Annotated in this window: 23 protein-coding genes; 12 read left to right on the forward strand and 11 right to left on the reverse strand. The window is 72.4% G+C overall.

Going from position 1 to position 25927, the window contains the following annotated elements; translation table 11 throughout:
* Positions 1-57 precede the first annotated feature (57 nt).
* The gene (locus tag GGQ55_RS23785; RefSeq protein WP_179721061.1) at positions 58-1170 is read right to left on the reverse strand and encodes an FAD-dependent monooxygenase; all 1113 of its coding nucleotides are present in this window, start codon (positions 1168-1170) and stop codon (positions 58-60) included.
* Positions 1167-2417 (reverse strand): ROK family transcriptional regulator, encoded by a 1251-nt coding sequence (locus GGQ55_RS23790; protein WP_218859416.1) that lies wholly within the window; start codon positions 2415-2417, stop codon positions 1167-1169. Before GGQ55_RS23790 ends, GGQ55_RS23785 begins: the two co-directional genes overlap by 4 nt.
* 375 nt (positions 2418-2792) lie before the next feature.
* Here GGQ55_RS23790 and GGQ55_RS23795 point away from each other — a divergent pair, with 375 nt between their 5' ends.
* The 6 genes from GGQ55_RS23795 (at position 2793) to GGQ55_RS23820 (ending at position 8333) form a co-directional block, all read left to right on the forward strand.
* Complete coding sequence (locus tag GGQ55_RS23795; RefSeq protein WP_179721063.1) at positions 2793-4097, forward strand: ABC transporter substrate-binding protein; 1305 nt, start codon at positions 2793-2795, stop codon at positions 4095-4097.
* A gap of 110 nt (positions 4098-4207) precedes the next feature.
* Positions 4208-5149, forward strand: coding sequence for a carbohydrate ABC transporter permease (locus GGQ55_RS23800; protein ID WP_218859417.1), 942 nt, complete (start codon positions 4208-4210; stop codon positions 5147-5149).
* Positions 5150-5166: 17 nt separating this feature from the next.
* Complete coding sequence (locus tag GGQ55_RS23805) at positions 5167-6009, forward strand: carbohydrate ABC transporter permease (protein ID WP_179721065.1); 843 nt, start codon at positions 5167-5169, stop codon at positions 6007-6009.
* Positions 6010-6016: 7 nt separating this feature from the next.
* Complete coding sequence (locus GGQ55_RS23810; protein ID WP_179721067.1) at positions 6017-6415, forward strand: C-glycoside deglycosidase beta subunit domain-containing protein; 399 nt, start codon at positions 6017-6019, stop codon at positions 6413-6415.
* Between the two features lie 11 nt (positions 6416-6426).
* Complete coding sequence (locus tag GGQ55_RS23815) at positions 6427-7479, forward strand: sugar phosphate isomerase/epimerase family protein (protein ID WP_179721069.1); 1053 nt, start codon at positions 6427-6429, stop codon at positions 7477-7479.
* The gene (locus GGQ55_RS23820) at positions 7476-8333 is read left to right on the forward strand and encodes a nucleoside hydrolase (protein WP_366490119.1); all 858 of its coding nucleotides are present in this window, start codon (positions 7476-7478) and stop codon (positions 8331-8333) included. The genes GGQ55_RS23815 and GGQ55_RS23820 overlap by 4 nt, the downstream gene beginning before the upstream one ends.
* Before the next feature lie 11 nt (positions 8334-8344).
* On the opposite strand, the gene GGQ55_RS23825 is transcribed toward GGQ55_RS23820, so the two are convergent.
* The 5 genes from GGQ55_RS23825 to GGQ55_RS23845 are packed head-to-tail and all read right to left on the reverse strand — an operon-like array spanning position 8345 to position 13823.
* Positions 8345-9199 (reverse strand): mycofactocin-coupled SDR family oxidoreductase, encoded by an 855-nt coding sequence (locus tag GGQ55_RS23825; RefSeq protein WP_179721071.1) that lies wholly within the window; start codon positions 9197-9199, stop codon positions 8345-8347.
* Positions 9196-10500, reverse strand: coding sequence for a C-glycoside deglycosidase beta subunit domain-containing protein (locus tag GGQ55_RS23830; protein WP_179721073.1), 1305 nt, complete (start codon positions 10498-10500; stop codon positions 9196-9198). Before GGQ55_RS23830 ends, GGQ55_RS23825 begins: the two co-directional genes overlap by 4 nt.
* On the reverse strand, positions 10482-11702 hold the full coding sequence (locus GGQ55_RS23835) for a multidrug effflux MFS transporter (RefSeq protein ID WP_179721075.1): 1221 nt from the start codon (positions 11700-11702) through the stop codon (positions 10482-10484). The genes GGQ55_RS23830 and GGQ55_RS23835 overlap by 19 nt, the downstream gene beginning before the upstream one ends.
* Entirely contained in the window at positions 11699-12586 is an 888-nt protein-coding gene (locus GGQ55_RS23840) for an alpha/beta hydrolase (RefSeq protein WP_179721077.1), read from the reverse strand. The genes GGQ55_RS23835 and GGQ55_RS23840 overlap by 4 nt, the downstream gene beginning before the upstream one ends.
* 22 nt (positions 12587-12608) lie before the next feature.
* Positions 12609-13823 carry an FAD-dependent oxidoreductase gene (locus GGQ55_RS23845; protein WP_179721079.1) on the reverse strand — a complete coding sequence of 405 codons (1215 nt, stop codon included), beginning with the start codon at positions 13821-13823 and terminating at the stop codon, positions 12609-12611.
* 90 nt (positions 13824-13913) lie between these two features.
* On the opposite strand from GGQ55_RS23845, the gene GGQ55_RS23850 reads away from it, so the two are divergent.
* Complete coding sequence (locus tag GGQ55_RS23850; protein ID WP_179721081.1) at positions 13914-14813, forward strand: LysR family transcriptional regulator; 900 nt, start codon at positions 13914-13916, stop codon at positions 14811-14813.
* Here the strand turns inward: GGQ55_RS23850 and GGQ55_RS23855 are convergent.
* Both GGQ55_RS23855 and GGQ55_RS23860 read right to left on the reverse strand, forming a co-directional pair.
* A complete protein-coding gene (locus tag GGQ55_RS23855) occupies positions 14810-17953 on the reverse strand; it encodes a glycosyl hydrolase (protein WP_179721083.1) in 3144 nt (1047 codons plus the stop codon). The two genes, GGQ55_RS23850 and GGQ55_RS23855, sit on opposite strands and share 4 nt — an antisense overlap.
* Complete coding sequence (locus GGQ55_RS23860; RefSeq protein ID WP_179721085.1) at positions 17950-19443, reverse strand: MFS transporter; 1494 nt, start codon at positions 19441-19443, stop codon at positions 17950-17952. The genes GGQ55_RS23855 and GGQ55_RS23860 overlap by 4 nt, the downstream gene beginning before the upstream one ends.
* 198 nt (positions 19444-19641) lie before the next feature.
* On the opposite strand from GGQ55_RS23860, the gene GGQ55_RS23865 reads away from it, so the two are divergent.
* Genes GGQ55_RS23865 through GGQ55_RS23880 form a run of 4 tightly spaced genes read left to right on the forward strand, consistent with a single transcriptional unit; the run spans position 19642 to position 22767 of the window.
* Positions 19642-20415 carry a TIM barrel protein gene (locus GGQ55_RS23865; RefSeq protein ID WP_179721087.1) on the forward strand — a complete coding sequence of 258 codons (774 nt, stop codon included), beginning with the start codon at positions 19642-19644 and terminating at the stop codon, positions 20413-20415.
* Entirely contained in the window at positions 20412-21299 is an 888-nt protein-coding gene (locus tag GGQ55_RS23870) for a ThuA domain-containing protein (protein ID WP_179721089.1), read from the forward strand. Before GGQ55_RS23865 ends, GGQ55_RS23870 begins: the two co-directional genes overlap by 4 nt.
* A gap of 11 nt (positions 21300-21310) precedes the next feature.
* Positions 21311-22360, forward strand: a complete 1050-nt coding sequence (locus GGQ55_RS23875; RefSeq protein ID WP_179721091.1) for a sugar phosphate isomerase/epimerase family protein — start codon at positions 21311-21313, stop codon at positions 22358-22360.
* Positions 22361-22368: 8 nt separating this feature from the next.
* Complete coding sequence (locus GGQ55_RS23880; protein WP_179721093.1) at positions 22369-22767, forward strand: C-glycoside deglycosidase beta subunit domain-containing protein; 399 nt, start codon at positions 22369-22371, stop codon at positions 22765-22767.
* Positions 22768-22911: 144 nt separating this feature from the next.
* Here the strand turns inward: GGQ55_RS23880 and GGQ55_RS23885 are convergent, their stop codons facing one another.
* Entirely contained in the window at positions 22912-23685 is a 774-nt protein-coding gene (locus GGQ55_RS23885; RefSeq protein WP_179721095.1) for a nuclear transport factor 2 family protein, read from the reverse strand.
* Positions 23682-24572, reverse strand: coding sequence for a ThuA domain-containing protein (locus tag GGQ55_RS23890; protein WP_179721097.1), 891 nt, complete (start codon positions 24570-24572; stop codon positions 23682-23684). The genes GGQ55_RS23885 and GGQ55_RS23890 overlap by 4 nt, the downstream gene beginning before the upstream one ends.
* Before the next feature lie 89 nt (positions 24573-24661).
* Between GGQ55_RS23890 and GGQ55_RS23895 the strand changes: the two genes are divergently transcribed.
* Positions 24662-25927 carry an ROK family protein gene (locus GGQ55_RS23895; protein WP_179721099.1) on the forward strand — a complete coding sequence of 422 codons (1266 nt, stop codon included), beginning with the start codon at positions 24662-24664 and terminating at the stop codon, positions 25925-25927.

The following is a 25927-nucleotide window of genomic DNA, read 5'->3' on the forward strand; positions in this document are numbered from 1 at the left end:
CTCCCACGGTAGGCGCATGGCACGCCAATCGTTGGTATACCAAGCGTGCGCTTGGTCTCAGAACGGCTGGGACAGCGCTCCGAGCGCCCGACCGCTCAGCTGGTGGTGCAGCGTCGGGTCCTCGGGTGGGTCGACCTCCCACGCGGACAGCTGCAGCGACGTCTCCACGACGAGCCGGCAGCGGTCGAACCGGCGGCGGGTGAACGCCTGCAGCGCGTCCTCCACCGATCCGCCGCGGGCCAGCTCCTCGGCCAGCACCACGGAGTCCTCGATCGCGATGCCCACGCCGTAGGCGATGTGCGGCGTGGTGGTGTGCGCCGCGTCGCCGATGAGCACGGTGCGGCCGCGGTGCCACGGCTGCGGCACGAGCAGCGCGGCCAGCGAACGCTGGTCGACGTCGTCGCGCAGCAGCGCCGCGACGTCGGCCACGACGCCGCCGAACGGGGCCAGCCGCGCCCGCAGCGCCGGCAGCCGGAGCTCGGCCGGCAGCCGGGCGGCGCCGTCGTCCGGCTGGAGGAACCACAGGTAGAGCTCGTCGTCTGCGATCGGGACGATGCCGACCCGGCCCTGCGGGCCCAGGTCGTACAGGAGATAGCGGTCGACGTCCGCGGGCCGCGGCGCCGACGCCCGCCAGATCACCTGCGGTGCCGGCGTCGGCGCGGGAGCCTCCGGCAGCACCATCCCCCGGACCGTCGAGTGCAGCCCGTCGGCGCCGACCACCAGGTCGACCACCTCCGTGCTGCCGTCGGTGAGGTCGGCCTCCACGGCGTCGCCGCGGTCGCGCAGGGCGGTCACCGAGGTGCCGTAGCGGATCTGCGCACCGGCGGTGGCGGCCAGGGCCTCGCCGAGGATGCCGGCCAAGGCGACGCGGGAGATGGCCACGAACGACGGCGTCCCGGGCACGAGCGGCTCGGTGACGATCCGGTGCACCACCGTGCCGTCGGGCGCGCAGATGTTCACCGCGTCGTGCCGGTACCCGCGGTCGACGACCGCGTCGAGCAGCCCGAGGGCGTGCAGCGCGCGCAGCGGCGAGTTCTGCAGCGCCAGGCCGATGCCGACCGGGCGGTCGGTCTCCTCGTGCTCGACGACGAGCGCCTCGATCCCGGCCCGGGCGAGCGCGATGGCCGCCGTCGTCCCGGCCGGACCGCCACCGACGACGAGCGCCCTCATGCCGCGGCCAGCTCCGGGTTCCCTGCCGGGCTGCTGCGCGGCAGCCACTGGGCCAGCCTGGACGGCGCGAAGAGCTCGTCGAGGACCAGGTGCACCGCTCCGGACAGGCCGGCGAGCTCGCCGAGCGAGGAGAACTCGATCTGCAGCGTCCGGGTGGCCAGCGGCAGCGACCGGCGGTAGACCGCCTCGCGCACCGCCGCGAGGACGAAGTCGCCGGCCAGGACGACACCGCCGCCGAGCACCACCAGCGAGGGGTTGTAGAAGCTGACCAGCGTGGCGAGCGTGCTGCCGACGAGCCGGCCGGACTGCGCCAGGAGCGCCCGCGCCGCAGGGTCGCCTCGCTCGGCGGCGACGGTCACGTGCTCGGTGCCGATCGACCCTTCCGCGGCGAGGAGCTCGGCCATGACCGGGCTGCCGCCCGACTCCGCCAGCCGTCGGCCCTCCCGGGCGAGCGCGGCGCCCCCCGCGACGGCCTCCAGGCAGCCGGTGTTGCCGCAGCGGCAGATCACGTTCTCGGCCTCGGCGACGGCCACGTGGCCGATGTCGCCGGCGCACCCGTTCGCGCCCCGGTGCAGCCGCCCGCGGGAGACGAGACCGGCGCCGATGCCCGTGCCGATCTTCACGAAGAGGACGTCGCCGGCGTCGGTCGCGTGCGGGTTGCTGCGCAGCTCGCCCAGCGCGAGCAGGTTCACGTCGTTGTCGACCCACGTCGGGGCGCCGAACCGACGCGACATGCGCTGGCGGATCGGGTAGCCGTCCCAGCCGGGCATGATCGGCGGCGCCACCGGCAGGCCGGTGCTGAACTCGACCGGGCCCGGGACACCGACGCCGACGCCCCACACGTCACCCGCGTCGGGATGCGCGGCGCGCAGTTCGTCGACGATCTGCTCCACCCGCGACAGCACGACCTCGGGCCCGTCGGCGATGTCCATCGGCTCGTTGACCGAGCCGATCACCTGGCCGGCCAGGTCGGCGATGCCGACGTTCATGTGGGTGGCACCGATGTCCGCCCCGACGACGACGCCGGCCTCGGCGCGCAGCCGCAGCTGCCGCGGCGCACGGCCACCGGTCGAGGGGCCCATCCCGGCCTGCGTGACGAGCCCGGCCGCCTCCAGCTCCGCGATCCGCGCCGCCACGACGCTGCGGCCGAGCCCGACCTGCTGCGTCAGCAGCGGCTGGGTCATCCCGGAGCCGCCGCGGATGGCGGCCAGGACAGCGGCCAGGCTGTCCATGCGTTCTGAGGGCACGGGGGATCTCCTCGACGAACCGGTGGGGAGCGGCTTCCTACGGTAATCGACAAAAGTCGCCACGCATAGCGTCGGAAGTACCTGCCTTACCCGAGAGTAACCCAGCTCGGGCTGACTCGATCAGGTTGTGCACCACCAAGCGCGGACCGTGCAGTCCGTTATGTGGATCCCCGCCCCGGGCGCGGCGCGACGCGTTGCCTCCGGACAAAACCGCAGGTCACCCCGCTGATGGGCGGGATCACTCAGATCTATGTCGCACATCAGCAGACTTATGTTTGCAATCGACCGAAGCTCTGTGACACTCACCACGTCGCATCGTCGGCCGGTGGCGCTCGATCGCCGGACACGACCAACCGAGTCACCGAAAGGCTCACCATGACCTACCCGCACCTCCGGCAGAACCGGCGTCGCGCAGCCGCCATCGCCGTGCCGCTGGTCGCCGGCATGCTGCTGGCCGCCTGTGGTTCCGGCGATTCCGGCAGCAGCGGCGGCAAGGAGCCGCAGACGATCACGTTCTCCTACGGCCCGGCGAACGCTCAGGACACCGCGTACGAGCAGCTGGCCAAGGACTACGAGGCCTCCCACCCCGGCGTCACGATCAAGGTCAACAAGATCAGCGCCGAGACGTACGGCCAGACGCTGCAGACCCAGATGGCGGCGGGCAACGGCCCCGACGTCATGCAGATCAACTCCGGCGCGGGTCAGCCCGGCACGGTCGGCACGCTGGCCAAGCCCGGCCTGCTCCTCGAGCTGACCGACTCGAGCTTCAAGAGCAACGTCCCCGAGGCCGAGCTGGTCGGTTACGACTACAAGGGCAACCTCTACGGCGTGCCGAGCTCGACGCAGATCATGTCGGTGATCTACAACGACGAGCTCGCCAAGCAGAACAACGTCACCATCGACGCGAGCACCAATCTGGACGACGTGATCTCGCAGTGCGGCGCGGTGGCGGCCACCGGCAGCTCGATCTTCGCCCTCGCCGGGTCCGTCCCGGCGAACACCGGGATCATGACGGTCGAGATCGCGTCCTCGACCGTCTACGGCCCGGATCCCGACTGGGACCAGAAGCGGACCGACGGCAAGACCACCTTCGCCAAGACCAAGGGCTGGCAGCAGGCGCTGCAGGCGGTCGTCGACCTGAACAAGGCCGGTTGCTTCCAGAACGGCGCCGCCGGTGCCGGCTTCGCCGATCTGACCAACGCCTCCAGCTCCGGCAAGGCCTTCGGCTTCTTCGCGCCGAGCGGCGCGGCCAAGTCGATCATGGACGCTGCGGGCGGTCACGTGACCCTCGTCGCGCTGGGCGCGCCGTCCCCGGCCGACAAGAACTACCTGACGATCAGCTCCGACATCGGCCTGGCCGGCAACGCCAAGACGAAGAGCCCGAAGCTCGTCGAGGACTTCATCAAGTTCTCGATCTCGAAGGAGGAGGCGAAGAAGTTCGCCGACGCCCAGGGCACGATCCCGATCGGCGGCAACCTCGACGCGGCCGACCTGCTGCCGCAGTACCAGCCGGTCGCCGACCAGCTGACGAACAAGGACTACCGCACCTTCGCCGTGGACGAGTGGACCAACCCTGAGGTCTACAACGCCCTCGGCACCGGGGTCACCGGCCTGCTGACCGGCCAGACCACCGTCGACGAGGTGCTGAAGAACATGGACGCAGCCTGGGACAACGGCTGATCCGACCGGTGGGTGGGGCGGGTCTGCCGCCCCACCCACCGGCGCACGACCGCCCGAGCGAGACCCTCACCCGACAGCACCGACCCGGATCGATCCCCAGGGGGCAGGCAGTGACCGCCATCCAGAGCCCGGCGCGACCCGCGGAGGACGGCGCGGTCCCCACCTCGGGCCGCCGCGAGACCCGGACCAAGACCTACAAGATGGGCTACGGCCGCTGGTGGTGGGCGCTGCCGGCCGTCGTCCTCATGCTGGCGCTGATCTACGCCACCACCGCCAGCGGCGCGTTCTACGCGTTCACCGACTGGGCCGGCATCGGCGACTACAACTTCGTCGGGCTGGACAACTTCACGAAGATCTTCCGGACCCCGGAGCTGACCGGGGCGCTGGTCAACACGCTGATCCTGGCCTTCGGCTTCCTCATCCTCACCAACGTCCTCGGGCTGCTGTTCGCCCTGGCGCTCAACCGTGGGCTCAAGTCGCGGTTCGTGCTGCGGACCCTGCTGTTCATGCCGGTGGTCATCGCGCCGATCGCGGTCTCCTACATCTGGAAGTTCATCTTCGCGTTCAACGGCCCGCTCAACCAGACGCTCGGCGCGATCGGGCTCAAGAGCTGGCAGCACGACTGGCTCGGTGACCCGGACCTCGCGCTGTGGTGCGTGATGGCGGTGATGATCTGGCAGAGCGTCGGCTTCTGCATGGTCATCTACCTGGCCGGTCTGGCCACCGTGCCGGTCGAGCTGGAGGAGGCCGCCGCCCTCGACGGCGCCGGCGTCTTCACCCGCTTCCGCCACATCATCGTCCCGATGATCCAGCCCTCGATCGCGATCGCGACGACGCTGATGCTCATCCAGGGCCTGCGGGTGTTCGACCAGGTGCTGGCGCTGACCGCCGGCGGCCCGGCCGGGGCGACCCAGACCCTGGCGACCGAGGTCTACCAGCAGGCCTTCGTGTTCAACAACTTCGGCTTCGGCGCGGCACTGGCCCTCGTGCTCTCGGTGCTGATCCTGATCTTCACCGTCATCCAGCAGTACGCCACCCGCGACCGCCTGTAAGAGATCGGACGAGACCCGTGTTCCGCTACTCCAAGAAGACGCTCGTCCTGGAGATCGTCACGATCCTCGGCGCGATCGTCATGCTGATGCCGTTCTACTTCCTGATCACCACATCGCTGAAGACCGGCCCGGAGGTGCTGTCGGGTTCCGCCCTGGCGCTCCCGACCAGCCCGACGTTCGAGAACTTCGTCACCCTGCTCTCGCCGTCCTCCGACGCGTCGGGGGCGATCCTCAACGGCCTGCTCTACAGCCTGATCATCACCGCCGGCAGCATCATCGGCCTGGTCGTCCTCGGCTCACCGGCCGCCTACGTGCTCACCCGCTCGACCAGCCGGTGGAGCAACCGCACCTACTACCTGTTCCTCATCGCCATCCTGCTGCCCACCCAGCTGGGCATCGTCCCGCTCTACGTCGAGGCCCGGAACCTCGGGCTCACCGGCAGCCCGTGGGGCATGATCGTCGTCTACACCGGCGTGCTCATGCCGCTGTCGGTGTTCCTCTACGGCGGCTTCTTCCGCCGGCTGCCCCGCGACTACGAGGAGGCCGCGACCGTCGACGGCGCCTCCCGCGGCAAGGTCTTCGTGCGGATCGTCTTCCCGCTCATGGGCCCGGCCACCGGCACCGTCGCGATCCTCGCCGGCCTCATCGTCTGGAACGACTTCTTCACCGCGCTGATCTTCCTGAACGGCTCGCAGTACGCGACGTTGCCGGTGGCCATGTACTCCTACGTCGGCGGCCTGGTCTCCCAGTGGAACCTCATCTTCGCCGTCGTGATCATCTCGATGGTCCCGATCCTGGCCTTCTACTTCTTCGCCCAGAAGCGGTTCATCCAGGGCTACGCCGGCGGGCTGAAGGGCTGATCGACCGATGGCCACCGGAGACACCGTCCTCACCGACGAGAGCCTGATCGCGCGCGCCGATGGGCTGGGCATCGCCCTCACCGTGCCCTGGTACCGCAGCCTCTGGCTGTCCAGCGTCAGCGGCATCGCCGTCGCCGTCGACGGTCAGGCGGTCCCCACCGAGAGCCTGCAGGTCGAGCTCGCCGGGCGGACCTACTCCGTGGCCGAGCTGCCGGAGCAGTGGGACACGCTGTGGTTCATCCAGGACCGGCTCGTGGTCGTGGTCCCGCTGGACGAGCCGGTCGCGGAGGGGCAGGACGTCGACGTCGAGGTGACCGTCGACCTCCGGCTGCCCTACATGCAGATCGCGCCGATGACCTACGTGACCAACCACGCCGTCAACCGGCGCACGCTCGCGGCCCGCTGAGGAGAACCCCCATGACCGCCACCGCGCCCTCCCCCACCGCCGCGCCCGCCGTCGACGGCGCCGGCATCACGCTGGGGCTGACCCTCTACTCGCTGACCAGCGAGTGGGCCGCCGGCCGCTACGACCTGCCCGGCCTGCTCGACGCGGTCGACCAGGCCGGCATCGGCCCCGGCATCGAGATCGTCGCCTCGCAGACGCTGCGCACCTACCCCTACGTCACCGACGAGTTCGTGCGCGCGTGGCGGGACGCGTTCGACCGGCACGGGTTCGTGCCCAGCTCGTTCGGGGCCAACCTCGACATGGGCCGCCGCCGCGACCGCGACATGACCCTCGACGAGGAGTACGAGTTCACCGTCGCGCAGTTCCGCAGCGCACGGGCGCTCGGCTTTCCGCTGGTGCGCATCCAGAGCGCGAAGCCGGAGTTGATCCGCCGGCTGATGCCGGTCGCCGACGAGCTGGACCTCACCCTCGGCTGGGAGATCCACGCCCCGCTCGGCCCGAACTCGCCCAAGGTCGTCGAGATCCGCGAGCTCTACGACGAGATCGGCTCCCCCCGGCTCGGCTTCGTCGCCGACTTCAGCTCGACCATGCACGCCATGGCACCGACGACGCTGCGCAAGCTGGCGCGGATGGGCGGCCTGACGACGGCGGACCTCGAGCGGCTGCAGTCGATCTGGGCGTCGGACGCCGACATCAACGCCCAGCACGGCGAGTTCGTGGAGCACCTGCACGCGCGCGGCATCGCGCCGGAGAGCCTGGGCTCCTTCGCGCGGCTGGCGTTCAACATGCACGGGCACGTCGACCCCCGCGAGTGGGCCGACATCATGCCGCAGATCGTGCACGTGCACGCGAAGTTCTACGACATCGACCAGGCCGGCGACGAGCCCGCGATCGACTACCCGGAGCTGGTGCGGGTCTTCGTCGAGGGCGGGTACTCGGGGTTCTTCTCCAGCGAGTGGGAGGGGCACGCCTTCGCCGACCTCGGCGAGGCCGACCCGATCGACCTGGTCCGCAAGCAGCACGACCTCGTCCGCCGGTCGATCACCGCCGCACTCGCTCGGTGAGCCCGCGCCTCGAGCTGCGGGCGCTGTGCCGGGTCGTCGTCGACAACGACTTCTCCGGTGACCCGGACGGTCTGCTCGCGCTGGCGCACCACCTGCTGGCGCCGTCCAACCGGGTCGTGCTGGTCACGAGCTCGTTCCTCAACCGGACGCTGCCGGGGCCGCACCCGACCGCAGCCGACGGCGCGGCCGTGGCCACGGAGCTGGTCGAGGTCGTCGGGGGTCCGGTGCCGCTCGTCCTCGCCGGGCACGACCACGCGTTCGACCCCGCGGACACCGACCTCTCCCCCGCCGCTGCGGCGATCGTCGAGGAGGCGCGGCGGGACGACCCGCTGCCGCTGTACCTGGTCTGCGGCGGCCCGCTGACCAACGTCGCCGCGGCGCTCCGGGCGGCCCCGGACGTCGCCGGCCGGCTCACCCTGCTCTGGATCGGCGGGTCGCTGCGCGAGGGCGTCTTCGAGTACAACCGGGACACCGACCCGGCCGCGGCGGAGTTCGTGCTCGGCCTGCCCGAGCTGGCCGTCCACCAGTTCCCGCTGGAGACCTATCGGCGCTGCGCGTACTCGATCGCCGAGCTGGAGCACGACGTCGGCGGCGCCGGCCGGCTCGGCCAGTGGCTCTGGACGCACTTCACCAACCCGCCGGACTGGGTCGTGCTCGGCGGCGTGTGGCCGCAGGGCGACAGCCCGCCGCTGCTGGTCACCGCGCTCACCGACGAGTCGAGCACGTACACCGAGACACCGGCCGCGGACGGGCGCGGCCTGCGGCGGGTGTACACCGACCTCGACTTCCGGCTCCTCATGGGTGACCTGCTGGCGCGGCTGCGCCTGCACGAGCGCGACCGCCTGCCGAGCTGACCGGCCCCACCTCAGAGCGAGGTCATCCCCATGTCGACGGCGAGGACGGCGCCGGTGACCCAGCGCGCCTCGTCCGAGGCCAGCCACAGCACCGCCTCGGAGACGTCCCCGGGCTGCAGCAGCGGCTGGCCGGCCAGGGGCACCATCGACGAGAGGACCGGCGCGGCGTCGTCCACGGTCGGGCGGTCGAGGTCGGGCCGGAACATGCGCAGGACCTCGTCGTTGACGACCAGATCGGTGGCCACGTTGCCGGGGCACACGCAGTTGGCCCGGACGCCGTGCGGCCCGTACTCGTTGGCCAGCACCTTGGTGAGCGCGACGACACCGGCCTTGGCGCAGACGTAGTCGACGAGGTGTGGGACCGCCTTGACCGCGGCCGCCGAGCCGATGAGGACCAGGGAGCCGCCGCCGCGTTCGACCAGGTGCGGTAGGAAGGTCTTCGCGGTCAGCCAGACGCCGGTGAGGTTGATCCCGAGCGTGACGGCCCACTCGGCCTCGTCGAGCTCGTGCGTCAGCTTTCCGGCCCCGCCGGTTCCGGCGTTGGCGACGACGACGTCGATCCCGCCGAACTCCTGGATCCCGGCATCCCGCGCCCGGGCGAGGTCGTCGGCGGACCGGACGTCGCCCTGCACTCTCACGATGCGGCCGCCGGCTTTCTCCACCAGCCGGGCGGTCTCCTCCAGGTCGTCGGGGGTCGACGGCCGGATGTAGTCGCGGCGCTCCACCGGCCCGCAGAGGTCGAAGGCCACGACGTCGGCGCCCTCGGCCGCCATGCGGACGCAGTGGCTGCGTCCCTGGCCGCGCGCCGCGCCGGTGACGAAGGCGACCTTGCCGGCGAGACGGCCCGTGCGGAGCCGGCCCGTCACCGCGCGGTCCGGTCGAGGTCGGCCGCGAGGGTGCGCAGCAGGGCGTGGTGGCGGCGCAGCTGCTCGCGGCCCCGGTAGGGCTCGCGGCGGCCCTCGTACTCGCTGGACAGCCAGCCGCTCCAGCCGCCGTCGTGCAGCGTCCGGAGGATGTCGGCCCACGGGACGTGCAGGTCGTGGAGCTGGTCGTCGATCTCGAAGAACTTGCTCTGGACGAATCCGACGTGGGGCAGCACCTCGGCGAGGTCGCTCATCGGCGTCTTCAGCGGGCGCAGGAACGCCGGCACCTCGTCCTCGTCGAAGCCGGGGTGGCCGTCGGTGACCAGCTCGGTCTGGAAGATGCCGGTGTCGATGAGCAGCTTGACGTGCTCGGTGCCGGTCTCCTCGATGAACCGGACGTAGTTCTGGGTCACCGGGTGCTGGATCGGCGTGGGGCTGTGGATCTCCGGGTTGAGGACGACGTCGAGCTCCGCTGCGAGGTCCAGGTTGCGCAGCACCGTCTCCCGCCAGGTCGGGTGCGGGTCGAGCTCCGGGGAGATGACCCCGAACTTGGGCCGGAGGTAGCCGAATCCGAGCCGGTGGGCCAGCCGCAGGTCGCGCTCCAGCTGCGCGGCCGCCTCCTCGACCGTGAGGTCGCGGTCGCGCCACATCTGGTTGTCGACCCAGGAGGAGATGTTGGTGGGGACCAGCCGGTAGGTCTCGCACAGTCGGTGCCACTCGTCGATCCACGCGGCTGAAGGCTCCGGGTAGCCGGGGATGCCCTGGGTGAGCAGCTCGACGCCGCTGCCGCCCAGGTCGGCGATGTCGGCCATCGCGTCCTCCAGCGTCATCACGGTGTTGATGTCGCCCGTGAGGCTGTAGACGGACACGCCGTATCGGAAGCCGGCGTCGTCCCCGATCCCGGTGGGCACGATCGTGCACGTCCGCCGGTCCTCGAACCTCAGGGGGAGGGCGAAGGCGGGGATGTACGGCGAGCGCAGCAGGACGGTCACCGCTACCTCGTGCACGCCCGCGGAGAGACCACCGTCCAGCGGCACCGTGACGACGGCCGGTGCATCGAGGTCCCAGTGGACGCCGGTCGAGGCCTGGAGCTCGTCGAGGGTGAACGTGCGCCCCCCGAGGGTCCAGCGGACCGACTCGCGCGGGAATGCCTTCCCGTCGACGGTGACGTCGGCGCCGTCGATCAGGCTGCCCCAGGCGCCGCGGTAGTTCGGCATCCGCAGCAGGACGGAGAAGCCGGTGACGCGTCCGTTCTCGATGACATTGGTGAAGCCGCGGGTCTGGATCAGGCCGTACTCGAGCATGGGTCAGGACCTTTCAGGAGTGGGACCGGCGTCGAGGGAGATGGAGCGCGGCGTCGGGCACGCCACCCGGCGGCCGCGGCGACGGTGGCCGTGACCACCATCGCGATGGCCATCGGCACCGCCGTGTCGTCGCCGCCCAGACCCACCAGCGGAGCGACCGCCGCCGCGAGCCCGAACTGTGCGGCGCCGAGGACCGCCGACCCGGTGCCGGCGCCGGCCGGTACCCGGGCGAGGGCGAGCGAGGTGGCATTGCCCATGATCAGGCCGAGAGCCGTCACCGACGACCACAGCAGCACGAGCACCGCCGGGAGAGCCGGCGCGCCCGTGAGGGTCAGGACCAGCAGGACCACGGCCGTACCGAGCTGCCAGCCGAGCCCGATGCCGAGCAACCGCCGCGCGCCGAACCGGCCGACGAGGCGCGCGTTGGCCAGGCTGGCGACCGTGAGTCCGCAGGCGTTGGCGGCGAACACGACGGAGTACCAGCCCGGCGAGAGCCCGAACACGACCTGCAGGACGAAGGGCGACGCCGAGACGTAGGCCAGCAGGGTTCCGTAGGAGAACACGAAGGCGACGGCGTGCCCGAGGTAGTCGCGGTCGGTGAGCACCGCGCGCGCCGTGCCGTCCGCGCGCCGTCCCGCCCGCCGCGCCCACGGCAGGCTCTCCGGCAGCAGGAAGAACGCCCCCAGCAGCATCAGGACCGTGAGACCGGTGAGCACGGCGAAGACCCCGCGCCAGCCGACCGGGCCGAGCAGTGCCCCGCCGAGCAGCGGCGCCACCACCGGGGCGAGCGCGCCCAGGGTCATCAGCACGGAGAAGGTCCGCGCCGCGGCGGATCCGCGGACCCGGTCGGCGACGATCGCCCGGCCCAGCACGATGCCGGCCGCGCCGGCGAAGCCCTGCACGAACCGGGCGGCGATCAGCACGCCGATGGTCGGTGCGACGGCGCACAGCGCGGATGCGAGCACGCACGTGGCCGTGCCGGCGAGGAGCGGGGTCCGCCGTCCGATCCGGTCGGAGATCGGGCCCAGGACGAGCTGCCCGGCGGCCAGACCGGCCAGGAAGGTGGTCATCGTCAGCTGCACCGACGCCGCGTCGGTCGACAGGTCGTCGGCCATCGCGGGGAAGGCGGCCAGGTACATCCCGGTGGCCAGCGGTGAGATCGCCGCGAGCAGGGCGAGGACCAGCACGGTCCTCGCGTTCACAGGATCGAGCCGAGCCAGCCGGCCGAGCGCGCGATGATCTCCGGGAAGTGGTTCGACAGGATCTCGTAGTGCTGGCCGTCGTACTCGACCAGCTCCTTCGGCTCCGGCACCCGCGCGAACATCTCGCGGGCCTCCCCCACCGGCGCCACCGTGTCCTCGGAGGCCAGCACCATGAGCAGCGGCGCGGTGATGCGCTCGGCGTAGGCCCGGACCTCCATCTCGAAGAGGTGGTCCAGGGTCGAGACGGTGATCTCGTTGCGGAAGCTCGGCAGGTGGTGGATCCGCTTCGTGACGAACTCCAGGCCCTCGTGGTCGCTGAACATCACCGGCCGGCCCGGCTCGGGCTCGCCGTGCAGCCGGATCGTGGCGGCCGGTTCCCCGCGCAGCCGTGCCTGGCGGTCGAGCGGGATGAGCGCCTCGAGCTCGGCGAGGGTCTCGGGCGGCTGCAGCGCGCGGGCGCTCCACCCGCTCACCGGCGGGATGATGCTGACCACCGCGCCGACCCGGCGGTCGGTCGCGGCGACGAACATCGAGTTGGCGCCCCCGATGCTGACGCCCCAGAGGCCCAGGCGACCGGCGTCGACGTCCTCGCGCAGGGTCAGGTGGGTGATCACGTCGCGCAGGTCTCGGCACTGCTGCCACGGGTCGAACTGCTGGCGCGGCTGCCCGTCGCTGTAGCCGGTGCCCCGGTGGTCGTAGGAGAGGACGGCGAGGCCGGCGTCGGCGAAGGCCGCGGCCATCTCCCAGTTGGACTCGGCGGGCCCACCGAGGCCGCCCTGCAGGATCACCACGGGCGGCGGTTGGGGGGCGTCGTCGGGGCGGAACAGCTTGCCCCTCAGGGCATCCCCCGAGATCAGGAACTCGACGTCTTCTGCGGTGGGCACGGCTCTCTCCTGGATGGGTGCGTCAGCGGCCGGACGGGGACAGGTCGGGCATGTCGTCGGACTGGACGGCACCGGGGTCGGCGGAGGCGCGCAGGATCGGGAAGATCTCCGCGCGCATCTCGGCCTCGTACTGGGCGAGCGCCTCCAGCAGCGGACGGCGACCGCTCGCGACGTCGGTGAGCGCCCGGGTCAGCTCGCCGGCGTCCCGCAGGGCGGAGTTGGCGCCGGCCCCGAAGCTGGGCGGCATCGCGTGGATGGCGTCGCCGAGGAGCGTGACCCGGCTGGTCGGCCAGGGGTCGGCGGGCTCCAGGTACCGGACGGCCAGCGGGGACAACGTGGACAGGTCGATGCGGTCGACCAGCTCCACGAGCCCGGGGTGCGCCCCCTCGATGTGGCGGCGCATCAGCGCGTGCAGCTCCTCGAGCGGAGTGCCGTCGAAGTCGGGGAGGGCGACCCGGTTGGGCATCGCGATGCCGTTGCCGTGGGTGACCATGACGTAGGGGGCGACGTCGTCGACGGCCGCACCGGGTGCGAGCTCTGCCACCGCCTCGGCGATCGGCCGGCGCGGGTCGTACACCCCGACGGCGAACATCGTCCCGTCCAGGTTGTCGACGGTGGAGAACCCGTCGAAGACGCCCTCGGGCAGGACCGCGGCGAGCTCCTCGGTCAGCGGCGCCGTCGACCACATGCCGCGCATGCCGGGGTCCATGATGCGCACCGCGGGCAGCAGCTGCTCGCGGATCGCGGAGTGGATGCCGTCGGCCGCGACGAGGACGTCGCCGGTCACCGAGGACCCGTCCTCGAAGAGCAGCCGCACACCGTCGTCGTCGTCGTCGAAGCCGGCCACGGGGTGGCCGAAGTGCAGGACGTCGTCGAGACCGACCGCCAGGATCTGCCGCAGGGTGCGCCGGTTGACCGCGGTGTGCGGGCGGACCGGGTCGTTGGGCGGCCCGATGTGCGGGCGGGCGCCGAGCTCGCGGCCGTACCGGTCGAGCCGCACGTACATCTCCCGGCGCGGGGTGCGCCGCGAGGTCTGCAGGTACAGCTCGAAGAGGTTCTCGGGCAGGCACTGCTGGAGGGCCCGCCCGCCGAGGGCGTTCATGTGCAGCCGGTAGCCGGCGCGGCCGATGCCGGTGCCCGCCTCGTACACGGCACAGCTGATGCCCGCCGTGCGCAGCCCCTGGGCGAGGCAGAGCCCGCCGATGCCGCCTCCGGCGATCAGGACGTGGAACGACATGGCCGCCACTCTGTGGCTCGGCCCACTATTCGGGAAGCTGAGATTGCCTATCCTGCCCATCGGCATTGCCAATAACCGGAGGGCGGTCGCGTGGGGCTGGATCTGAACCTGCTGATCTCGCTGGACGCCCTGTTGCAGGAGCGGAGCGTGAGCCGGGCCGCCGTCCGGCTCGGGTTGAGCCAGCCGACGCTGAGCACGGCGCTGGCCCGGCTGCGGCGGCACTACGGGGACGAGCTGCTGTCGCGGATCGGGAACAGCTACACGCTCACCCCGCTCGCCGAGCGCCTCCTCGAGTCGACCGGCCAGGCCCTGGCGTGGACCGACCGCGTGTTCGACACCCGCCCCGACTTCGAGCCCGGGGATGCCGACCACGAGTTCGCGATCGTGGTGTCCGATGCCCAGCTGCCGATCTTCGGGCGGGAACTGGCGGACCTGGTGCAGGCGGAGGCCCCGGGCGTGCGCCTGCGGTTCGTGCACAGCACGGCGCGGATGGTGGTGCAGGCGCACGAGGAGCTGCGCACCGTCGACGCGCTGGTGCTCCCGCAGGGGATCCTCTCCGACGTCCCGAGCCTCGACCTGTACCGCGACCACTGGGTGTGCGTGGTCTCCGCCGACGGTTCACGGCGGCTCGATCCCGCCGACCTCGCCGCGCGCCCGTGGGTGCTCCCCTACCACCCCCGGATGCCGGCGCTGTCCGCGCTGCACCGGTTGCAGGCGTCCGGCGTCGAGCCGCGCGCGGAGATCTCCACCGAGGACTTCCTCGCCATCCCGCACCTGGTCAGGGGCACCGACCGGATCGGCCTGATGCCGGAGCGGGTCGCCCGTCTCGCGTCGTCGCAGAGCGCCGTCGCGGTGGCCGAGATCCCGTTCGAGCTCGGCATGCTGGTCGAGGCGCTCTGGTGGCATCCGATGCACGAGCGCGACCCGGCGCACCGGTGGCTGCGGCAGGTCGCCGTCCGGGCTGCCGAACGCGTGGACCGGGCGGCTTAGCCGAACCGGAGGACGACGGGGCCGCGCAGGCCGCACTCCTGCATCGGGGCGTCCGGGGCGTACACCGCGGCCACCGGCGCGAAGATCTCGCCGGTGGGGGCGTCCGCCTCGGCGATCAGCCGGTTCATCCAGGCGTTGGCGACCTCGACCTCGATCCTGTTGGGGCCGGGTCGCAGCGCGGCGGTCACGTCGAGCTGCCACGGTTCGGTCCAGACGACGCCGCAGTCGGTGCCGTTGACGCGGACGCGGGCGAGGTCGCCGACGTCGCCGAGACGCAGCACCGCGACTCCGGCGTGGGCCAGCTCCACCTCGGTCGCATAAGTGCCTACACCCGCGAACCCCGCTGCCTCCGGTCCGAGCTCGGTCCACGGGCGCGGGCCGCCGGGCAGGTCCACCGCGGGCCGACCGGGCAGGGACAGCGACCAGCCGCCGTCCAGGGCCAGCTCGTCGTCCGCGGCACGGGGCTCGTCGACCGTTCCCCCGGGGAGCAGGAAGACCGAGCCGAGGGCCGGCAGCTCCAGCCGGTCGCCGTCGAGGGCCTCGCGCCGGAGGGTGACCGGGTCCCAGACGACCGGGCTCTCGGCCCACGTCGTCGCCACCTTCACGGTCACGGGCTCCGGCGAGGGGTTGGCGAGGAACACGAGCTCGGCGCCGTCGATCCGCCGGCCGATCCGGAGCAGGTCGGCGCCCTCGACGACCAGCGACGGCCGCAGCCCCGACCGGTCGAGGGCGGCGCCGAGGTCATCGGTGTCCAGGACGGCGTCGGCGGACCAGATCTCGTCGCAGAGGCGGGCGTGCTCGGCCTCGTCGTCCGCCAGCGAGGGCGACCCGGCCGGACGCCGGCCCACGACGGTCGCGCCGTCGGCGACCAGGGCGGCGAGGCACCGCAGCGCCCGCACGGTCATCCGCGCGCTGCTGCCGCCGAGGTAGAGCAACCTGTAGCGCGTCTCCCCCGCGGCGAGCGCGCCGTCGACCACCGTGAACCGCCGCTCGAGCCCGTCGAGGTCGACGTAGTCGAAGTCGAACCCGGCCGGGACGCTGCGGTCCGGCTCGTCGCCGAACAGGCCGGTCACCGGCCCTTCCTCGCCGATGAACACGGCGACGTCGACCGCGGGCACGCCCTGGTTGAGCAGCCACGAGCAACGGGCGAGGTAGTCGATCCACGGCCCGGCCAGCTCGGCCCAGGGCTCGGTGCGGATGAACGTCTGGCCGAGGAAGGGCGCCAGCCCGATGCCGGGCGGCGGCACCTGCGTGGGCTGGTGCGGCGAGGTGTGGATGCAGAACCGGGTCACGCCGAGCGCGAGCTCGAGGTCGGCGATGTGCTTGAGCCGTTTCGGGGTGTAGCTCCACGGGCGCTGGAAGGCGGTCATCGACTCGGCGCCGGTGAACCGCTTGCCGTGCACGTGCGCGACCGACGAGGCGCCCTTCAGGTCGGCGAGGTAGGTGGACGCCGGCTCGCCGGTGCCGGGGTCGAACAGCCACATCGCGCCCATGGGCACGTCGGCGTGGCTGCGCATGGCCAGGTCGTTGCCGAGCTGCGGACGGCGGTCCTCCAGGGCCTCGGCGTAGTAGACGAGCCCGCGGTCGTGCGCCTCCTGCGCGAGCGTGCCGTAGTACTCGCCGGCGAGCAGGTCGGCGATCGTCTGCCGGAAGTCCCACAGGAACGCATCGGTGCGCCGGGCGTCCCCGACCACCAGTCCCGCCAGGGCCGGCAGCCACGGCGCGAGGTCGTAGCCGCGCAGGTCGGCGAACCGCTCGCGCAACCGGTCGGTGTGGTTCTGCGGCCCGGCCTCGATGCTGTCGCTGAGCAGGGCGTCGAGCGCCACGCCCTCGAACAGCTCCAGGTAGGTGGACAGGTACTCGCGGACCTTCGCCGCGTCGAGCTTGTCGACCTCGAGGCCGGTCGCGTCGGGCGGGGCGGGCGCGTTGGTCTGGCCGGTCGGCGACGCGCCGAACCGGAGGACGGACCAGGTCCCGTCCGGGGCGTCCCAGCGCAGCACGCCGTCCGCACCGACGAACCGGGTGACGTCGACGACCCGGGCCGGGTCGAGCGCGCGGGTCCCCGCGGCCGGGTCGGTGTCGAGCGCGTAGTAGTCGGTGGCGGCGGCGAAGCCGGCCTTGACCTCGGCCTGGTGCACGCGTCCACCATCGAACAGCGCGAACTCGGACACGAGGAACTCCGAGACCCGGCGCAGGATCGGCGGCAGCTGCACCCCCTCGGCGACCCGGGGCAGCGCGGTCGCGGCGCTCTCGCCGGTCAGCACCAGCCGGAACCGGCGCGCGGTCACCGGCGGGAAGGCCACCGTCCGCACCGGGACGGCCCGGTAGAGCGAGCCGGCCGGGTCGACGTTCGCCACGAACCGGTACTCGACGCCGTCGTCGCTGGCCTCGAGCACCGCCGAGGCCGGCGGTGCGGCGGCGAAGCCGCTCGGCCCCGGCAGCCCGACCGTGACCGCGCCGACCTCCACCGGCTCGTCGAAGAGCTGCTCGACCCACGCCGTCGACGGCCCGTCGGGATCCCGCGGCAGCGACAGCGTCTCGGCGAACCCGCCGTCGAGCAGGCAGCCCCAGTCGCCGGCCGGGGTGCAGGTGGTGACCGAGCGCGGCCGCAGGGGTGCCGGGACCTGCTCCGCCGGCACGGCCACCACGAGCCAGTCCTGGGCGTACCGGTGCTCGCCGGGGTCGGCACCCCACCGCGGGCAGTCCTGGTACGGCCCCGCGACGTCGGGCAGCGGCGCCAGGCGTTGCTCCACCGCCCGGCCGCCGTCGACCGCCGTCGCCGACCAGACGACCTTCTTCATGGCGTCGCGCGGTGCGACCCAGGGGCCGCCGGCGGCGCTCCAGCCGGCCGAGGTGGCGACGGCGAATTCCAGCCCCAGCCGGCGCGTCAAGTCGGCGGCGAGCCGCACGGCGTCCCGCCAGGCGGGCGAGCCCTGGTGCACGTACTCGGGGACGACGAGCGGCGTGCCCATGCCGCCGCTGAACATCTGCACACCGCGCACGCCGACGCGGTGCAGCCACTCGAGGTCCAGGCGGATCCCCGCCGGGTCGACGTTGCCGTCCATCCAGTGCCACCAGGCCCGCGGCCGGGCCTCGTCGGGCGGCGAGCGGAACCCGTTCCAGAGCTGCTCGGTGTTCACGCGGTCAGCACACCATCCTCGTCGTGGACGCCCGCGCCGAGGCGCCGGTCGGGCAGGAAGCAGGCCACGGCCAGGCCCGCGACGAAGAGCACCGCGAGACCGGCCATGAGCGGGGTGAAGGCGGAGAGGTAGGCGGCGGCGTAGGCGTGCCGCGTTCCGGCCGGCAGCGCCCGGAGCTGGTCGGGCGAGAGGCGGGCGAGCGACGCGCGCGGGCCGAGACCGGCCAGCAGGCGGCCCGACAGCAGGCCGCCCAGCGCCGCGGCACCCACGGTGACGCCGAGCTCCCGGATCAGCGCCACGGCCGAGGTCGCCGTCCCGACCATCCGCGACGGGACGACGTCCTGGACCGCCACCGTGGTGACCTGGTTGAACGCGCCCACCCCGAGCCCCACCAGACCGGCGTACACGCCGACCAGCACCGGCGGGGTCGACGGGCGCAGGAGCGCCAGGCCGGTCATGCCCGCGGCCGCGACCGCGCAGCCGGCGACGGGGTACCAGCGGTAGGTGCCGGTGCGCGCCGTCCGCCGTCCCGACCACAGGCCGGCCGCCAGCAGGCCGAGGACGAGCGGCAGGATCACCGTCCCGGCGACGGTGGCCGGCAGGCCGTAGGCCGCCTGCATGAGGCCGGGCAGGTACCCCACCATCCCGAAGACGGCGAACCCGACCACGATGCCGAGCGCGCTGCAGACGACGACGGTCCGGCTGCCGAACATCGACAGCGGCACGATCGGGTGGCGGTGCCGGCGGGAGCGCCGCACGAACAGCGCGAAGACGACGACCGCGACCGCCGCGGTGGCCAGGATCGCCGGCGACGTCCACGGGAACGTGGTCCCGCCCCACGCCCCGACGAGGACCGTGGCCGTGACCCAGACCGTCAGCAGGGCGGCACCGGGGACGTCGAGGCGCTCGCCGGTGCGCTCCGGGGTCCGGCGGGGCACCGAGACGACGGCCAGGGCCAGCGCGAAGGCGCCGATCGGCGCGTTCACCCAGAAGATCCAGCGCCAGCCGACGGTGTCGGTCAGCCCGCCGCCGAGCAGCGGCGACACGACGCTGGCGATGGCGAAGACCGACGCGATCGGGGCGAGGAACCGCGGCCGCTCGCGAGCCGGGACGGCGTCGGCGACCACGGCCTGGCCGAGCACGAGCAGGCCGCCGCCCGCGACGCCCTGCACGAAGCGCAGCGCGATCAGCTGGCCGAGGTCGAGGGCGAAGCCGCACAGCACCGACGCCAGCACGAACGCCGCGATCGACGCGAGGTAGAGGGTGCGGCGACCGCGCAGGTCGCCGAGCCGGCCGAACACCGGCATGGAGACGGTCATGGCGAGCGTGTAGGCGGCGAACACCCAGCCGATCTGCCGCTCGCCGCCCAGGTCGGCCACGATCGAGGGCAGCGCGGTCGCGACGATGGTCGCGTCCATGGCGGAGAGCAGGGTGACCACCACCAGCGACACGAACAGCAGGCGGAGGTGGGGGCGCGAGGACGAGGACACGGGAATCCTGGGGAGGGATCTCGACGCGGCCCGGTGCGCGGTCGCGGCGGCTCGCCGGACCGACGGGTACGTCCTCGCAGGAGCGACCCCGACGTCGTCCGCCCAGCCTATCGGAACGAGAAGGATTTCGTTGGTTTCCGACGTAATGTGTGACAGGCTGTCGGGGCCACCGAACGTCGACGCGAAGGCCGGGTTCCCGTGTACCAGCTCTCCCCCAACATCGAGCTCTTGTTCAAGGAAGCCGGCGAGCCCGACGAGCGCGTGCGCGCTGCCGCCGCGGCCGGCTTCGACGCCGTCGAGATGTGGTTCTCGACCGACAAGGACCTCGACGCGCTGGGCAAGGCGCTCGCCGACACCGGCGTCCAGCTGACCTCGCTGCTCGCGGGCCCGCGCATGGGTTACACCTACCCCGGCACCGACCTGGCCCCCTTCCACGAGGGCCTCGACACCGCCGTGACGCACGCCCACCAGCTCGGCTGCCCCCGGGTGGTGCTCGCCTCCGGCCTCGGCTTCCCGGGGATGAACCGGCAGCGCAACCACCAGGTGATCATCGACATGTTCGGCGAGGCGGTCGAGCGGCACCGCGGCTCGGGCGTCGAGTTCGTGCTCGAGCCGGTCAACTCGCGCGTCGACCACCCGGGCGCGCTCACCGACCGCACCGAGGACGCCGTCGCCGTCGCCCGTGCCATAGGCGACGACTCGTTCGGCATCCTCTACGACTTCTACCACTCGATCGCCCAGGGCGAGGACCCGGCGACCGAGCTGGCGAACGCGGCCGGCACCGTGAAGTACGTCCAGCTGGCCGACGCCCCCGGCCGTGGGGAGCCGGGCAGCGGCTCGGTCGACTGGACCGCCCAGCTGGCGACGCTGCGCGCCTCGGGCTACGACGGCCCGATCGGTCTCGAGTACTTCCCGACCGTGCCGTCCGAGCAGTCGGTGCAGCGCATCAAGGCCATCGCCGCCGAGGCGTGAGCGACAAGATCGACGTCCTCCTGGCGACCGGCCGGGTCACCGTCGAGCACGACAACGAGTTCCGCAGCTTCCGGCACCACACGACGCTGCTGACGACGTTGCTCGAGGCGACCGGCCGGTTCCGGGTGCGCGTCCTGGAGGAGTTCCGCGGCGTCGGCGACGAGTTGCTCGACCGGTTCGACGTCGTCCTGGTCATGTACGAGGGCCGCGACGACTACGTCTCGGTCGCCGAGGGCTTCGGTGACACCACGAACGCGGCCCTGTTCCGGTTCGTCCGGGACAAGGGCCGCGGGATGCTGTGGTTCCACGGGTCCGCCGTCCAGGAGCCCGAGTGGGGCTGGCCCGACGAGTTCGACCGGATGCGCGGGGCGACCATGAGCCGGACCCTCGGTCTGCGGCCGCGCCCACAGGCCGAGGTGACCGTCCGGACCCGGGCCGGGCACCCGATCAGCGACGGCGTCGTCCCCGAGTGGAACGTCGTCAACGACGACCTGCTCACCGGCGCCGCACTCGACCCGGGCGCGCAGGTGCTGCTGACCGTCTTCGACGACGTCGAGACCTACCAGCGGGCCGGCTGGCCGCTGGCGCACACCCCGGTCGAGATCCCGCCGGAGGGCCTCGAGGGGCTGCCCGGCATGAACACCGACCAGCCCCTCGCCTGGGCCAACGAGTGGGGCGCGGGCCGGTGCGTCACCCTCACGATCGGCCACGACTGGGACACCTTCCGGAAGATCCCGTTCATGACCCTGCTGTGCCGCGGCGTCGAGTGGGCCGCCACCGGCACGGTCACCCTCGGGCCGCCCGAGCGCACCGGCGAGGCGCGCTGGCGGGTGTGGCCCTACTACGCCGGCGATCCGTCCCGGTTCGACCGCCGCCCCCGCTGAGAGGAAGAACCATGCACGGGACCGACGAGACGGCCGGCATCGCCGGCACCGGGATCGAACTCGGCCTGACCCTCTACTCGCTGACCTCCGAGTGGGCCGCCGGGCAGTACACCTTCGACAGCCTGCTGGAGACGGTCGCCGAGCAGGGACTCGGTCCGGGCGTCGAGTTCAACATCGCGCAGATGCTGCGGACCTACCCGGACGTCGACGAGGAGTTCGTCCGCTGGTGGCACGGCGCGCTCGACCGGCTCGGGCTCGAGCCCAGCGCCTGCGGCACGAACCTCGACATGGGGCGGCGCAAGGACCGCGACATGACGCCGGACGAGGAGTACGAATTCCTCGCCGTGCAGCTGCGCACCGCGCACCGGCTCGGGTTCCACCGGGTGGTCATCCGCTCGGCGGGCAAGGAGCTGCTGCGCCGCCTGCTCCCGCTGGCCGAGCGGTACGACCAGCGTCTCGGCTACGAGCTGCACGCCCCCGCGGGCCCGAACGACCCGAAGATCCTCGCCATCCGCGAGATGTACGAGGAGCTGGGGTCCGACCGGCTCGGCTTCACCGCCGACTTCAGCTCCACGATGCACAGCCTGTCGCCGACTCTGTTCCGCACGCTGACCCAGATGGGCCTGCCCGAGGAGCACTTCGCCGTCATGCAGGAGATCTGGCGCAAGCCGGTCCCGATGCACGAGCGCAACGACGAGTTCGAGGACCACCTGCGCGCGCACGACTTCGACCCGGCACGGCTGGGCCCCTTCACCCGGCTCGCGTTCAACATGCACGGGCTGGTGCCGCCGGAAGAGTGGCTCGACATCATGCCGCGCACCTTCCACGTGCACGCCAAGTTCTTCGACATCGACGAGAACGGCGACGAGCCGGCGATGGACCTGCCGCGGATCGTCCGGCAGTTCGTCGAGGGGGGCTACACCGGCTACCTGTCCAGCGAGTGGGAGGGGCACGCCTTCGCCGACCTGGGGGAGGCCGATCCGGTCGCCCTCGTGGCAGCCCAGCACCGCCTGATGCGCCGAGCGATCGAATCGGCCGTCACCGCGACCCCGACCAGCTGAGGAGCCCCATGGCCACGCACAACTCGCTGTTCCGCGAGACCGACGTCCACCGGCACCCCGACGGCCTGAGCGTGTCCGTCCAGCTGCCCTGGTACCGCAGCCTGTGGCTCTCGGCGGTGGACGACGTGACGGCGACCGTCGACGGCGTCGAGATCCCGCGCGAGCAGCTCCGGTTCGAGCTCCAGGGCCGCAGCTACCGCATCGAGGAGCTCCCCGAGCAGTGGGACACCCTCTGGTTCCTCGCCGACCGCCCCGACGTCGTGATCTCCCTCGACCGGGTGCCCGAGGCGGGCCAGCAGATCGCTGTCGAGGTCGTCCTCACGCTGCGGCTGCTCTACATGCAGATCGCGCCGCAGCGGTACGTCGGCAACCGGGTCCAGGTGCGACGCGACGTCGTCCTCGCCTGACGTCGACCGCCGCCGACCGCCACCCCCCGCTGACGCCGCGCTTTATCGCGATAAAGCGCGAAAGCCCGCTCTTCTCACGCATCGCCCGGGCCGGAGCGCCGGTGATGCGGGAGAAGAGCGGGCGATGCGCTCGCGGTCAGCGGGTCAGGCGAACGTGTCCTCGAACTCGCTGTAGGGCTGCGGGGGCTCGGGGAACAGCTGCTGCGCGGTGTCGATCGCGTACGGCTGGTGCGGCGTGACGCCGGGGCCGTCCACCGGCGGCAGGAAGACCGGCTTCCCGTCCTCCCCGAAGTAGGCCAGCGTCTTCTCGTACGTGGCCCGCTCGTGCGCGGCGAAGGAGATCCAGTCCTCGTCGAACGGCGCCCGCGCGACCTCGAAGCAGCGGAAGGTCAGGATCCGCCACTGCCCGTCCTGCTTGACGAAGTCCAGGCCGTACTTGCACCACACCCAGTGCGCCCAGACCTTGCGGCCGTCGACCTCGCGCGGCGCGAAGAAGATCGACGGGATGTTCTCGGCCTCGGCCGGGTCGGTGATGCCCGACTCGATGCCGGCCATCAACCACAGCCCCTTGGCGGTGGTGCCGTCGGCGGAGACCTCGATCACCGGCGTCGTCGTGTAGTGCAGGATCAGCTTGCCGATCGGGTGCGGCCGGCCCCGGTGGTAGGCCATGACGGCCTCCCAGTCGGTGTAGACGCCGGTGTCGTTGTACTGGGCGCGCACGCCCTCGGTGCCCTTGGCCACCCACAGCTCGTCGATGATCCGCTCGTCCTCGAACGCGTTGTGGTAGTGCATGTAGCGGGAGAACACGTTCTCCACGTCGCCACGGTCCTGCGCGCGGGTGGCGGCCAGCTCGGCGGCCGCCAGGCGCCCTTCCAGCGCGTCGATCCGCTGCTCGAGACTCGTCTCCGTCGTCGTCACTCGGTTTCTCCCTGCTTCCTCTGCTCGTACATCGAACGGACCATCGGTTCCAACGTGGTCGGCCACCAGTCGCCCTCGGGCGCGGGCTCGCCGAACCCCTCGGGCAGCTCGAGGGTGACCTTGCCCGTGGCCGCCCACTCGGCGCCGCGGGTGAACAGACCCTGGAAGGAGGAGTGGGAGACGGCCTCCGGGCCGTGCCCGATCCCGGTGGCGAACACCCGGCCCTCGCCGTAGCGGTTCGTCCAGACCAGGGGGTGCTCCTCCCCCATCCCGGGCAGCGCGTCCCACTGATCGGGCACCTGGGTGTAGCGCAGCGGGTTGTCCCAGCCGCGCACCAGCACCTCGACGTCGGCGTCGGGCGCCCACTGCAGGTTCACGTACAGGTCGTCGTCGTAGTGCGGGACGAACTCGGGCATGCCGGCGGTGATCGGGTGGTCGGCGACCACGTGCAGCCGGAAGTCGGGGATCGGCGCGCGGCGGCTGCAGTGCTCGCGCAGCACGCCGCCGGCCATGCGCTCGAAGTCGTCGTCCCAGCCGGCGCCCATCTGCAGCGACGCGTGGTAGACGACGACTCCCCCGCCGGCGGCGACGAAGTCGTACAGCGCCTGCTCGGCGCGGGTGCCCCAGCGCTGCTCGGGCGCGTGCCCCCACGGCTCGAACCGGCCGAAGTAGTTGAGGACGACGAGGTCGTAGGGCTCCAGCGTCTCGGGCCCGGCGCCGCGGAACTCCTCGGTGATGCGGACGTCGAACCGTCCCGTGTCGCGCAGGAGCAGCGCGAGCATCGGCGACATCGTCCGCCAGTCGTGGTGGATGTCGGTGTGACCGGTGACGATGAGGGCGCGCAGCCTGTCGTCGCCGCCGAGCTGACGCTGTCCGATGCCGGGCACGGGGCCCCCTTCGGGAGGATGAGGGTTGGCGTCGTCCGCCGCAAGCATCATTATGTAGGAAACGTGCATAAGTCAATGGAGGAGCGATCGTGCAGCCGTCGCCGTCCGCGCGGGACATCCTCGTGCTCGCGCAGATCGTCGATCTCGTCCGCGCGGGCACCGCGAGCACCCGCCCCGAGCTGGAGGCGATCACCGGCCTGGGCCGCACCGTCGTCAACGACCGGGTGCGCGAGGGCGTCGAGCTCGGCGTGCTGGCCGAGGTCGAGGCGGCGCCGTCCGGGCAGCGGCGCGGCCGGCCGTCGCGCAGCATCCGGTTCCGCACCGAGGCCGGGGTGATCCTGGCGGCATCCCTCGGCGAGGTGTCGCTGCACGCCGCCGTCACCGACCTCGAGGGCCGTGACCTCGCCCGCGAGTTCCGCCGCATCGACGTGCAGGACGGGCCGGAGGAGGTGCTGGCCGCCGTCCACGCGTCCTTCCGCCGGCTGGTCAAGAAGCTCGGGAGCCCGGCGCCGGTCTGGGCCATCGGGGTGGGGCTGCCGAGCCCGACGGACTACGCCACCGGCCGGGTCGTCACGCCGCCGACGATCCCGGGTTGGGCCGGCTTCGACGTCCGGTCCTGGTTCGCCGCCCGCTACGAGGCCCCCGTCTGGGTCGACAACGAGGTCAACCTCCGGGCGCTCGGAGAGTGGGAGCGCGGGGAGCCGCAGGAGCGCCGGGACCTGCTCTACGTGAAGGTGGCCACCGGGATCAGCAGCGGCCTGGTGACCGACGGGCGGCTGCACCGCGGCGACAGCGGAGCGGCCGGCGACATCGGCCACGTGCGCGTCACCGACGACCCGGATGCGCTGTGCCGGTGCGGCAAGACCGGTTGTCTCGAGGTGCTCGCCGGCGGCTGGTCGCTGGTGCGCACGCTGACCGAGCGGGCGCGGGCCGGCGACGTCCCGTTCCTCGCCGAGCGGCTCGCCACCCAGGGACACCTCACCGCCGAGGACGTCGGCGCCGCGGCGGCGGCCGGTGACGAGATCGTGCGCTCGGCGGTCACGACGTCGGCACGGGTGACCGGCACCACGATCGCCGGTGTCGTCAACTTCGCCAACCCCGGCACGCTCGTGCTCGGTGGCGGTGTGCTGCGCGCCGGCCTGTTCTTCGAGGAGTTCCGGCAGGCCGTGCTCGACGCCGGCATCGAGCTGGCGACCCAGAACCTGACCATCCGCCCCGCGTCGCTGGGTGACACCGAGGGGACGACGGGTGCCGCCCTGCTGGCCGCCGAGAACCTGCTCCGGCCGGCCGCGCTGCGGATCTGGCTCGGGGACGGCTCCCCCATCGCCTCGGCCGCGGAGCTCCAGGCCGCCTGA

Origin of the sequence: Petropleomorpha daqingensis (genome assembly GCF_013408985.1) — a bacterium.
Taxonomy (GTDB): domain Bacteria; phylum Actinomycetota; class Actinomycetes; order Mycobacteriales; family Geodermatophilaceae; genus Petropleomorpha; species Petropleomorpha daqingensis.

Coding starts and splice junctions, on each gene's coding strand:
- GGQ55_RS23880 (WP_179721093.1), top strand. CDS start 22,369: ATGGCCACGCACAACTCGCTGTTCCGCGAGACCGACGTCCACCGGCAC.
- GGQ55_RS23795 (WP_179721063.1), top strand. CDS start 2,793: ATGACCTACCCGCACCTCCGGCAGAACCGGCGTCGCGCAGCCGCCATC.
- GGQ55_RS23830 (WP_179721073.1), bottom strand. CDS start 10,500: ATGCTCGAGTACGGCCTGATCCAGACCCGCGGCTTCACCAATGTCATC.
- GGQ55_RS23845 (WP_179721079.1), bottom strand. CDS start 13,823: ATGTCGTTCCACGTCCTGATCGCCGGAGGCGGCATCGGCGGGCTCTGC.
- GGQ55_RS23810 (WP_179721067.1), top strand. CDS start 6,017: ATGGCCACCGGAGACACCGTCCTCACCGACGAGAGCCTGATCGCGCGC.
- GGQ55_RS23785 (WP_179721061.1), bottom strand. CDS start 1,170: ATGAGGGCGCTCGTCGTCGGTGGCGGTCCGGCCGGGACGACGGCGGCC.
- GGQ55_RS23815 (WP_179721069.1), top strand. CDS start 6,427: ATGACCGCCACCGCGCCCTCCCCCACCGCCGCGCCCGCCGTCGACGGC.
- GGQ55_RS23875 (WP_179721091.1), top strand. CDS start 21,311: ATGCACGGGACCGACGAGACGGCCGGCATCGCCGGCACCGGGATCGAA.